The following is a 12,720-nucleotide window of genomic DNA, read 5'->3' as shown; positions in this document are numbered from 1 at the left end:
GCATTCCTTTCCCTATAAATACAACGAAAAAAAGCTGGATGCGATGAACTCGCACTCAGCTTTTTTTGATTCAAGAAACACTCTGACCATTACTGGACTTTCAAACGGATTACGTTCCATGATGCTTTCGCCAAGCTCGCCGTAATTAGAGTATCAGATACAACTGCACCTCCGCGATTATGAGGGGCAACGCGGTTTGGTTGTGCTGCCGTATTAGATGCTTTGAGGTCATCACTCTCCAGCACGATATGCTCGATCACGGTACACTTCCCGAAGCTGCGCAGATCCACTTCGAGCGGAAGGGATTCTTCCAGATGACGGTTGACTGCGAATACAGTCACTTCACCCTGCTCTTCGTTATGAACTGCAATAGCTTCCAGATAAGGAACATCTGTGATTTGTTTTGTATCGTATTTTGGAGACTGGATCAATGGCACCAATGCTGTTCCACGCCCGAAGAGGGACGTATGCATAAATGGATAGAAAATTGTCTGTCTCCATGAGCCACCGCCCGTATCTGTCATGATTGGTGCAATTACGTTAACGAGTTGTGCCAGACATGCCATTTTAACCCGATCCGCATGTTTGAGCATACTGATCAACATACATCCAACAAGCAGTGCATCCTCATGATTGTAGATATCCTCCAGCTGTGGCGGAGCAATCTGCCAAGGGTCCATCTTCGAATCATTTTCATTGGAGTGATACCATACATTCCACTCATCAAAGGACAGATACATCGTTTTTTTGCTGCGTTTCTTCGCTTTGATATAATCACAAGTTGCCTTCACGGTATCGATAAAACGATCCATTTCAAGCGAGCGTGCCAGGAACGTTGGCGTATCTTGCTCTTGATTGCCGTAGTATTGATGCAAGGAAAGATACTCCACGTGATCATACGTATGATCCAGCACCGTTGCTTCCCATTCCGGGAATGATGGCATATTCAGATTCGAACTTCCGCAGGCTACCAGCTCAATCGTCGGGTCCGTCCACTTCATGACTTTTGCTGCTTCAACAGCTAACCGTCCATACTCATCTGCCGTTTTGTGACCAATTTGCCAAGGACCATCCATCTCGTTGCCCAGACACCATGTTTTGATCGCATGTGGCTGCTTGTATCCATGTTTGATGCGAAGGTCACTATAATACGAACCTTCTGGATGGTTGCTGTATTCCACAATGTTGCGAGCTGCATCCGTACCCCGTGTTCCCAGATTAACGGCCATCATGACTTCAGAATTAGCCTGTTTCGCCCAGTCCACGAATTCGTTGAAGCCAAATTCATTGGTCTCAATCGTTCTCCAGGCCAGTTCCAGTCTGCGTTTGCGTTCTGACACAGGTCCAACCGAATCTTCCCAATTGTAACCGGATACAAAATTACCTCCAGGATAACGTACAATCGGTACATTCAACTCTTTGACCATCTCCAGCACATCCGTGCGGAAACCCTGTTCGTTCGCTGATGGATGCCCCGGCTCGTAAATCCCGCCGTAGACGGCACGTCCCAGATGCTCAATAAATGATCCGTACAAGCGCTTATCCACTACACCAATTGTAAAATCTTTATCTACCGTCATTTTTGCTTTTTCCATAATGAATTTCAACTCCCTAAGATTAATATAAAAATTAATTGATATTCTATGGATCAACATTCATATTTATATTAAAATCGATTATAGCCTTAATTTCAACCTGAATTTTGCAAAATGTTATTCTTTTTACTGAATTTATGTTTAACTTAATTCTATACAGATAAAATGGAGGAACAACTGTGATCAGAGCAAATACCGATGCCGAATGGCTACCCCTATATGAAGCACTTGCCAGTGAAGTCCGTCTACAGATCATCCGCCTTGTTGCAGAGACTCCGATGAATGTGAAGGACCTTGCTGCTTCACTGGGTCTGAGTAGTGCCATCGTGACCATGCATGTCCGCAAACTTCAGGATGTGGGCATTATTCAGTCCAAAATGATACGTAAAGACGGCGGTACACATAAAATGAACAGCCTTGCTGTAGACTGGATTGGCATCTCCATGCCGCAGGAAAGCGGGACAGCCCGCAAGCTGCACGAGGTTTCCGTCCCTGTGGGACACTATACTCACTTTGACGTCTATCCGACATGTGGTCTGGCTACGTCCAATCATGTTATCGGTCAGTATGATGACCCTCGTTATTTCCTCGACCCTGAGCGGATGCATGCCCATATTTTATGGTTTGGTCGTGGGTTTGTGGAGTACAAAATTCCAAACTATATCTTATCCGGACAGCAGATCAATGCCATTGAATTGTCCCTTGAGATCGGATCAGAAGCACCTTCAGTGAATCCAAATTGGCCCTCGGATATTACATTCATGCTGAATGGCATCCGATTAGGGGAATGGACAAGCCCTGGAGATTCAGGCAACGGACGTGGCATGTTCACCCCGGAATGGTGGAGTGACAGTGTCAATCAGTACGGCATGCTCAAGGTACTGCGAATTACCCATGAGGGTACGTTTATTGATGGACAACATCTATCCGACATTACACTCGCAGATATCCCGGTCGAACGCAACCAATGGACTCTTCGTCTTTCGGTGGAGGAAGATGCTCAACATGTAGGCGGGCTTACCTTATATGGCGAGGGATTCGGCAACTACAATCAGGATATCCTGTTCCGACTGTACTATCACGATTGAGTTCTTCAAAATAATAAATAACACCAAAACACCTCCTACTCGCCTGTCAAAGGCAGAATGGGAGGTGTTTTGTATGCATATGAACATGCGTGGATTATTTAAGAAGATTCTTGTTCTAACCTACAGCGCACTGCCACCAAACAGGAAGCGATACTCCCAGTGTTTGCCGGAGATATCACTAGTTGTTACACCACCGCCAGCGTTGGAATACGTATGTAATACCTTGCCGTCGCCCAGGTAAATCCCTGTATGAGTAATCGTTGCAGTAGATTTATTCACACCCGAATACGATGATGCAGAGCTGCCTTTATATGACATGAAATACATCAGATCGCCGCGTTTCAGGTTTTTCCAGTTCGTCTGAACTGTACCCTTGGCTTTTACATAGTCTCCCTGTTTGCGGGAATCCGCTGGAAGCTTGATGCCAAGTGCATCAATGAAGGCTTGACGTACAAAGCTGGAACAGTCAAAAGTAGCTGTGCTGTTACGACTGGCTCCGAACTCATAAGGTGTTCCCAAATATTTCATTCCCGCTGCAATCACTTTTTCTACAGATGCATTGCCGGTCACCGATGTACCACTATTCGAACCCGATCCGCTTGTGCCGCCACTAATCGCTTGTGTGTATTTGGATGAAGAAGATATGTAGCCTGTCCGGTTAGCAGAATCCTTAATCTTATACCAATCCGAACCGGATTGCTGAAGCACCGTTACCGTCTCCCCTTTAGCGACCATGCGAACAATCTTTGCAGAAGAAGAAGGTGTTGTGCGTAGGTTTACGCCCCAAATTACTTTTACTTGTGAATTGTTAACAGCAGCTGCCGATACCTGTGCCGTTAGTGCTCCTGTTGTCAGACTTCCCATCAGCATCGATGCTGTGACACTTGCCGTAATAATCGTTTTTTTCCAGTTCATGATGTCGAGTTCCCCCTGATGTTACAGAATTTTAACCTGGCTTGGTTCTCCCGGGCTTGCCCCATTGTAAACGGGCTATCCATAACGTTCATCAGTCGAAAGTCCTGTATTGATATAGGCGAACTTGAGCACTAAGTATTAGGGTGTGTCCATAACCTGCTGGAAAAATTCACTGCTGATCCCTTCTTTTTGAAAGGTTAAATTATTGTAACTATTTGATATGCTTCATTTTACCGTGATAAAAGAGTTAGGTCGTTTCTCATTCAGGGTATATGCCATATGACCTAGATTTTAATGTTTAAAATATCAAATATGGTAAACATTACTATGATTCATTTGCCGATTACCGTTCCCCAAATTCACATTTTGGCCTCCAGCCTCGATACGGATCGATTTATCAGCAGTGTCCGTTTGATTATTTCGTATTTCATTTTTACTTTTCCATAAAAAAAAGAAAAGCCAAGGATTTCTCCCCGGCTTAACCTGTATGATGAGTAACATCACTCTACAGCTGGTCGATCAACTCATTTAAGGTTCAATTCCCCATACCTTTGCGCCATCCTGATAAGCTGTCACTTTTGTCCAGGCACTGAAGGCCGTTTGGGTGGAATCAAAGGAATAATCATTCGTTTGATCAAAATTCGTCCAGTTGTTTTTCGAGAAACGTCCCTGGATGATTCCGGTTTCGGCACCTGCGGCCAAACTGCCGGCACCTGCTTTGAATTCAATCTCCAGATACGTATCTGCCGTGCCCTTGGCCGGATCTATCGAAACAAAATGCCCTTCTACATTACCACTGCCAATCTGTGCATAATCACACCAGAAACTCAGATCAGCGGCACTATCCTTGGTGAAATAATACCGGACCTTCACTTTGCTCAAGTCCACAGCAGTTGTACCTGTATTCTTCACATTAAATTGTGGAGTGATTGCATTGACTGAAGTTCCTGAACTACCATTACGGTACTGTACTTCAAGCGTTCCCGTTGTGATTGGAGGTGCTAATGGTGTCAACACCAATACATTTGAATTCGTCTGACCACTCGTATTAACGGCTACGACTCTATAATTATAAGCCGTACCATTCACCGCTGTAGCATCGGTATACGTTAGTGCGGTCAAACCTGTCGCCAGATCAGCATATGCCCCGGTACCTACCGAACGTTGTACCTTATAACTTGATGCTCCAGTTGATGCAGTCCATGTCAGTACCGCCTGGGCATCGCCAGCCGTTCCAGTAAGGTTGAATACGCCTGGCACAACGATACCTGCGAGTGGTGTTGCAGATGCCTGTGTCGACGGTGCAGACTCACCTACGGCATTCACCGCAGTGATGACATAATAATACGTTGTGCCGTTGGTCAAGCCTGTATCTGTGAATGTTGATCCTGTGACCCCTGTCGCTACAGACGTATAAGGACCACCATTAACCTCTGCACGTTTCACGGTATACGAGGCTGCACCAGCGGCTGCGTTCCAATTCAGAACCACTTGCTCACTTCCTCCAGTTGCTGTTAAGCCAGCAGGAGCAGCGGGTACTTCCACTTCCGGACTATCCGAATCTCCGAGGAGACGATCATACTCACCGTACGCTGTAGCCATATCCACCTGTGACCAGAACCGGTGATACGTAAAGGTAGGTGCACCGTTTTCCCACTGTTTCGTGGTTGGGTTATATGACGTTTTGTACAGATTATCCAGGTAAGCCCATGCCGGATCTTGCTTGATGGCCGGACGCAGATCGGAGTATCCAATGTATACGCCATTGCCACCTTTCGCCGGATCGGAAGGTACACCTGCTGTACCTGGAATCGTGTTGCCTTGACCAAAGGTTCCAGACCAGTTCGCCGGGATATAGATCTCTTTGGCAAAGAAGCGGAAGTAGTCTTTACGCTCTTCTTCCGTAACAATCCCCACACCATCATTGTAATCCCAAGCTGTATCCAGCAGAGCCTCGGCCAAATCCTTGGCTTCTTGGCCTTCCGCGCTAAGTGTGCCGTTCTCTGCCTGTGTTCCCGCTGCGAAGAAGGTCAGAGCTTTAACGTAACTTCCCAGAACTCCTGTGTCCTGCACTGGATCTTTGGTCGTTACACGGAAGTTCGGATTTTCCGTAAACGAACTGAATCCATTCCACTTGTCCGGTTGACCCTGCCATTCCTGACCACCCGGAATCCAGAACTCTCCCGGAGCCGGTGTTGTCGCTACCTGAACATTAGTTCCACCTACAATGCGCTGTCCAGCCGCATTCAGATAATAACCTTGCGCATCCGTCACCGGACGCTCACCTACAAATACATAATCCTTACTCCAGTCGATCCACTTCGTGATTACCTTCTTGGCCATCTGGAAGTTCTCAGAGGTCAAATCACCGCTCTCCGCAAGAATATAGTACATCTCGGCTACACGCTCCAGCGGCCATGCCTGGAATCCAAACCAGGTGTTGGAATCCGGATCACGATATACAGGTGCCTCCTGATAAGCCATGTCGTAGAATGTACTTACGCCTGCCGGATAGGCTTTGTATGAACCATCCAGGCTGTTCGTTGCTCCTCCGCCGATGGCTCCTTCATGGGATTGTAGCCAAGTGTAGAATTCCAACTGACGTTTCAGCGTAGCATTCCAATCTGCCTTCGCTGTTGCTGATTTCGGAATCAGGCCGCCTGCCGGATCAGACAAAGCATACGCTGCAACCGGGTTCTGATAAGCCTGATGGGTATGGCTCGCTCCAATGCGCCAAGCCCAATCCCCACCTTGACCCAAGCCACCGCCCCAAGACGTATACCAAGCCATGAGATACATGTTGGAATCCTTGCCTGTACCCGGAGTTGGTGTACCGCTCTTTGCACTTCCAATTTTCTGAAAGTATTTATCATACATGCCATAGCGCAGATAGTCCCCCATCTTCTTCGCTTTATCCAGATATTCCGGATTGTTGTATCCCATCTCCTTCGCCCAATACAGTACCTGTACAGCACGGGCATCGGCATCCGTTGCGTTAGTGTAACGCCATTGTGCTGATGGTACCTGCGTTTCCTTGGTGAACAAGCTCATGAAACCTTCGTTTGCCTTACCAAAAGATTTATCATCCTGGGATGGATGCGGAATGGCTTCCCACACAGACTCCTGCTCCCCACGCTGGAACGTGTTCACATAGGTAGCCGTATGTGATGGATTCAACAGGTTACCATACCCATACCAGTCATCCACATCGACCAGCCAGTGCATGAGATAGGTCTGATTGTCACCATAGGTCGCCTTCAGTTCAGCATCAATTGGGTCTTTACCCGCTGCATACTGACCATTAAGTTGCGATGGATATTGATCAGGGAAAGGTTTTTCCGCTGCATACGTAGCAGGACTGTTCGGGTTATATGAGCTCATCGTAGGCTGCTCTTCCTTGCCGTCACCTTCGTTGACCGGGATAATGTATTTCTCCATACTGTCCCAAGCTGCTTCCAATTGGGACCAATCTCCCGTGTAGTGGCCATACATGGTTTCCAACCACAGCCAGTAACTGTATGCCTCGGACGTCGTCATATGACCATAATCCGGGGCCTCACTCAACAGTGTCTCAATGGAATGATACGGTAGACCCTCTGGCGAAAAATATCCGTTCGCCGGATCTTTCAACTGATCATATAATTGCAAAAACCGAACTTCATTAATGCTGTCTGCCTGAATCTCAATGGCCTGATCTGCGGCATGTGCTGTTTGCGGCCCTGCCCAGAGTCCGGTGTATCCGGTCAACATGACGGTTCCCGCCAGCATGGCTGTTAAACTTTTTTTCGCAGCTGATTTCAACATGAATATATACCTCCCTGGAATAATGGAAATTGAATATAAGTGCTGTTGGTCTGCCCATGCTGCTCTTTGGCTGATGATTCAGCCAGTTACGGCTCCAAGCCCCATACTTTGGTGTTTCCCTGATACCCGGTTACCTTGTTCCATGCGGCAAAAGCCGTCTTGGAAGCATCATAGGAATAATCATTACTTAGATCGAAATTGCTCCAGTTATTTTTGGAAAAGCGTGCCTGAATCACGCCGGTCTCTGCTCCAGCGGCCAAACTGCCTGCTCCTGACTTGAAGCTAATCTCCAGATACGTATCTGCGGTACCCTTCGCCGGATTCACTGCGACAAATGTACCTTCAACATTGGCCGTGCCCATCTCGGCATAATCACACCAGAAGGTCATTTGATCCGCACCATCCTTGGTGAAATAATATCGGATCTTCACGGTACTGAGATCAATCGCCTGTGTTCCGGTATTCTTAACGTTGAACTGCGGAGTCACCGCATTACTTGAATTCCCGGACCCACCGCTGCGGTACTGCACTTCGAGTGTACCGGTCGTCACCGGAGGTGCAGAAGGCGTCAGTGCCAGGACATTGGACAGTGTCTGTCCGTTCGCATTCATGGCTGCAATCCGGTAATTGTACGTGGTGCCATTCAGCGCTGTTGTATCGGTGTAAGTCAACACGGACAATCCGGTTGCCACATCAGCATACGTCCCACCTGCCACCGAACGTTGTACCTTATAGCTAGTAGCGCCCGAGGCTGCTGTCCAAGTCAGGACCGACTGCGCATTACCAGCTATCCCACTTAAAGTCAGTGCTCCCGGCACCGTCGAAGCTGCTTGCGGGGTAGCCGACACCTGCACAGAACCCGATGATTCCCCTGCTGAATTCACAGCAGTCACTACATAATAATAAGTCGTCCCGTTGGTCAGTCCCGTGTTTGTGTAGGTCAATCCATTAACCCCTGTCGCAACAGTTGTATATGGTCCTCCACTCACCTCGGAACGTTTCACCGTATACGATTCGGCCCCGGATACAGCGGCCCAGGTCAGGTTAACCTGACTGCTTCCCGCTACAGCCTTCACGCCAGCAGGTGCGCCTGGAACCGTGACTGGTGCCACACCAGGCTCCTGTCCATAGACCTTCACCCCTGCATCATAGACTGGAAGGTATACGCTCTTCACAGGATTGCCTGTAGTCAGCGTCTGGAACGAATGATCATTGCTTGCGTTCCATGCACCCTGCGGGCCTGTAATGCGGAACTGTACTTCTTTGCGATAATTCCCTTCCCCACCTGGATAGATCTTCGTATTACCAAAGTTCGCCGTAACGGCATAGATATGCTGGGCTGCATTCACCACAACGGGTTGGGATACCGTCGCCCCCTCCGTATAGGAGGTTGTCACTTGAACGTCCGATACCGTACGTCCGGCAGCATACACTTCACTCAAATCCAGGAAATATTTAAAAGACAGTTGATCTCCCATTTGGGCAGGCCAAGCGGAACGATTATTAAGCTGTGCCCGGATTTCCGTATAATTGGAACCGGATGATTTGATTGCAGCTTCCACAAAAAACTCATCACCCTTAACCTCAGGTGCAGGGAAGTTCGCAAGGGGCTGATGATTCTGACCAAATAGCAAATTCATCTTTGCCAGTGCGCCGGTAAAACCAGCATTGTAATCAGTTGCGACCTCATTACTCACGTAATCTCCGATATCATCGGTATATCCATCCGATGCATCCGGGCCACCGACCATGGCACCATACAGAATGTGGCGATGGTTAGCCGGGATATCTTCGTTATTCAGCCATGAACCGTGAGCGGTCCGATGATGCGGATGTTGAGGTGCATTTTGCCCATATCCGACCACATAACTGCTCTGACGCGGATTATCGCCCAGAATATAATTCATCTGTGAGACAGCAAAATCCTGATATCTTGACTTTTTCACAGGATCACTGACCCAGTCGGAGTATACAAAAGAAATAAAGGATGCATTCGCTGCATATCGGAGCGAGCCCCACTGATCCAGCCACGCCAGACCTCCTGGCGTATACTTGACTCGTGTCCCATTGACTCCAACCGTCCAATAATCCAGATTACGCTCAGTCGACTGAATAAATCTCGTCGCCTCCGGCATGTTCAAACTGGATGTAATTCGGGCAAGCAGGATCTGGGCACCATAATGTTTACTGTCCCAACCTTGTGTCCAGGTATACGGCCAATTGGCTGAGCCTCCGCTAGAAGACCAACGGTCCGTAGCTGCAATGGCTTTGGACAAGTAAGCGCTATCATTAGTAGCTAAATAAAGCCATGCGCCACCCCATGCCAGCTCGTCTTCGTATCCTGTCCACGAGTTATAGAACGCTGCGGCATCCGTGATACAATCGGTGTATTCCCCACGATACATATCTGCAAAGTTGTACAGCTCTTTGGCATGTTGAAGCAGTCTGGCCGAATATGCCGGATCATCATCTGCAAATACAATCGATGACGCTGCCAGCGCTGCAGCAGTTTCTGCCGCCAGATCACTGCCCGGGCATGAAGCATCAATCTTGAACGAAGGACGGTTCATCTGCATAACTTCTGCGGGTCCCCACCAGGCATGGTCGGTATTGCCTGCCCCCACTTGTCCCCATAATTCATTTGGTTTAGTATGCGCTTTCATAAAATAGTCGGTCGCCCATCGGATATTATCCTTGATCTCCTCCAGTTGTCCGGCCTGATCATATCCGTCACTGTATTCCACGACAGACCAGGCGAGCATCGTTGCGGAAGCAGCCATCGGAAAACCAAACTTCACATGATCTCCGGCATCATACCATCCTCCGGTCAGATCAACGCCTACATCAGCTCCATCCTGCATGCCCGAATTACCGCGCCATTCGACCCGATTACTGGCTGGCAACGGACCCGAACGCTGTGCCTCATAGAAATAAATGGCCTTTTGCAGTGCTTCAGCATAGTTCTGATTTCCGGCGGCCGCATCCGCCTTACGAATTCCTGTGCCCATCGATAAACTTCCTGCCAGTAGTCCTGCCGATAACGCGATCATAGCGACTCGTCTCCACCAGCTCCCCTTCATGTTCAACTATTCATCTCCTCTTCATCAATATTCCGTATGCATTACTCTGGACTGCAAGTTTATATCTCTCCTCCCCATGGTGTATTTGAGTGTAAGTTCCACCATTAATTACCATTATAGCCGTTTGTTTCACCAGCTATATAAGCGTTGGTGACTTCTGAAATAACATTGTTGTGACCTGCTCTGCGTCAAGCGACAAAAAAAGCTGTTTCTCTAACGCATATGCGCGTTAGAGAAACAGCTTCTCGCCCTTGCTGTAATCGAAACCACAGATCGAGTGGTATTCTGACCATCTCATCAGTATGTTTCTGTACACCTTAGGTGTCAGAACATCTTATTGGTTACACTTTGAACTTGTTAATCTGCTCCTGCAGTTCTTCGGCCATTTTGGATAATGAACCTGCGGATGAAGCAATCTCTTCCATCGAAGCCAACTGCTGCTGAGTTGCGGCAGATACATTATGAACCCCGCCCGCTGCCTCTCCAGCAATGTTGGAAATTTGACTTACATATCCTACAACCTCAGTTGTACTCGCCGACATTTCCTCTGAACCTGCAGACACTTCCTGGATTTCACCCGCAACTTTGTTGACCGCATCCGAGATCTGCTCAAACGCTTGTCCTGCCGCAGTAACCATCTCGATTCCTGCTTCTGTCTCACTGCTGTTCACTTTGACTGCCTGAACAGCATGATCCGTATCTTTCTGAATCAATTGAACCAGATCCGTAATTCGTTGCGCAGATGTAGAAGATTCCTCAGCGAGCTTCCGCACTTCTCCCGCAACTACGGCGAAACCACGTCCATGCTCTCCTGCTCGTGCGGCTTCAATGGCTGCATTCAGTGCAAGCAGATTGGTCTGCCGGGCAATGTTGTTGATTACCTCGGTGATGGTACCAATCTCTGCTGAACGTTCCCCCAGCCCTGTAACCAATTCTGTAAGCGAAGCAATGGAATTTCGAACAGAACCCATCTGTTCAACCGCTTGCTGAATAATCATATTTCCTTCGGAAGATTGATTCGCCGCATCTACAGCAGATACGGATACACTCTGAGCAAGCTCGGCAATCTGCTCTGATCCAAGAGCCATCTCATTCATCGCCTGTGAAGAGCGCTTCACAATATCCACCTGATCCGACGTGCCTACAGCCAGTTCCTCAACCGTTTGGGAAATCTGTTCCGAGGCTTGAGTATTTTGCTCTGCACTTGCAAGAAGCTCCTCCGATGAAGCCGCTACCTGTTCCGAAGTCATTGATACTGATTCAATCATGGAGCGCAAATTGCCACTCATGGTATTGAAGGAAGCCGCCAGCATTCCCAATTCGTCTTTGTTCTTGAGCACAATCGTCTCACCCGTGAGATCACCATTGGCAATAGCCATGGCCGCTTCATTCATCTTTTTGATTGGACGTGAGATGATGCTTGCAATGAAGAATGCAATGAATATCGCAACCAGGAAGGCAAAAATCGTCACTGCCAAAATCACATTAAATGTATTCTCCGCCATCACGACAGACTCACCCGTTGCGGCTTGCGATCCTTCATTACCTAAAGTGATTAACTTGGTGATAGAGTCGTTTGCTGTGTACCACATTGGATAGGCTTCAGTGTGCAGTCTACTTGCTTCTTCATAGTTATTTGCAATACCGAATTCTATGAATGCTGGCATTTTCTCCACATAAGCATCATAATTCGTACTGAAATCATTGTAGAGCTTCATCGCTTCATCATTGCTCTCAATGAACGTTAGCAACTGTTTACGCTCATCTTCAATCTTCGTGAGGAGCAACTTTAACGCTTCATTCACCTTGACGTTTTCTTCTTCGTTTTGTTCAACGATAATCGCCAGCGCCAATCGTTCTACGTCTGATACGTCACCATTCATCAAGCCCAAGAGGCTTACACTCGGCATCCAGGTCTGATCCACATCATTAGCTTTGTTTGACATTTGATGGATCTGGACTAACGCATAGACGCTTACAACAACCAGCAGAGCCACCACGATTAAAAAACCAGTCAGTAACTTGCCTCGAATCGTTAACTTGAATATCCCCAACTTATTCCCCCGCGTGTCTTCCATGTGTCCCACTCCTCAACTTAGCGCATAAACTAATGCATATGAATAATATATCGTCACCTCTAGTCATGAATTGTAGATGTTAGAATTCAATTTCTAGAAATTTCATGTAACTTCGAAAATAAAGCAAAAAAAGTCTCCCATCTTTGGCAGAACCAGAGAT

At 47.7% G+C, this 12,720-nt stretch carries 6 protein-coding genes; 1 reads left to right on the top strand and 5 read right to left on the bottom strand.

Annotation, left to right across the window (positions count from 1 at the left end; genetic code table 11):
- Nucleotides 1–89: 89 nt before the first annotated feature.
- Nucleotides 90–1,595, bottom strand: a complete 1,506-nt coding sequence (locus tag ACETMN_RS06175; RefSeq protein WP_100526926.1) for an alpha-N-arabinofuranosidase — start codon at nucleotides 1,593–1,595, stop codon at nucleotides 90–92.
- 179 nt (nucleotides 1,596–1,774) lie between these two features.
- On the opposite strand from ACETMN_RS06175, the gene ACETMN_RS06170 reads away from it, so the two are divergent.
- A complete protein-coding gene (locus tag ACETMN_RS06170; protein ID WP_105600789.1) occupies nucleotides 1,775–2,683 on the top strand; it encodes an ArsR/SmtB family transcription factor in 909 nt (302 codons plus the stop codon).
- 120 nt (nucleotides 2,684–2,803) lie between these two features.
- On the opposite strand, the gene ACETMN_RS06165 is transcribed toward ACETMN_RS06170, so the two are convergent.
- From ACETMN_RS06165 to ACETMN_RS06150, 4 genes are all read right to left on the bottom strand, one after another.
- Nucleotides 2,804–3,598 carry a C40 family peptidase gene (locus ACETMN_RS06165; protein ID WP_105600791.1) on the bottom strand — a complete coding sequence of 265 codons (795 nt, stop codon included), beginning with the start codon at nucleotides 3,596–3,598 and terminating at the stop codon, nucleotides 2,804–2,806.
- A gap of 528 nt (nucleotides 3,599–4,126) precedes the next feature.
- Entirely contained in the window at nucleotides 4,127–7,402 is a 3,276-nt protein-coding gene (locus tag ACETMN_RS06160) for a glycoside hydrolase family 48 protein (protein WP_411735891.1), read from the bottom strand.
- A gap of 86 nt (nucleotides 7,403–7,488) precedes the next feature.
- The gene (locus ACETMN_RS06155; protein WP_256975120.1) at nucleotides 7,489–10,482 is read right to left on the bottom strand and encodes a glycoside hydrolase family 9 protein; all 2,994 of its coding nucleotides are present in this window, start codon (nucleotides 10,480–10,482) and stop codon (nucleotides 7,489–7,491) included.
- 341 nt (nucleotides 10,483–10,823) lie between these two features.
- The gene (locus ACETMN_RS06150) at nucleotides 10,824–12,560 is read right to left on the bottom strand and encodes a methyl-accepting chemotaxis protein (RefSeq protein WP_091015581.1); all 1,737 of its coding nucleotides are present in this window, start codon (nucleotides 12,558–12,560) and stop codon (nucleotides 10,824–10,826) included.
- Between the last annotated feature and the right edge of the window lie 160 nt (nucleotides 12,561–12,720).

Origin of the sequence: Paenibacillus sp. M2, assembly GCF_046713495.1 — a bacterium.
GTDB lineage: Bacteria > Bacillota > Bacilli > Paenibacillales > Paenibacillaceae > Paenibacillus > Paenibacillus amylolyticus_B.
This window is presented reverse-complemented; position numbering and strand designations above follow the sequence as displayed.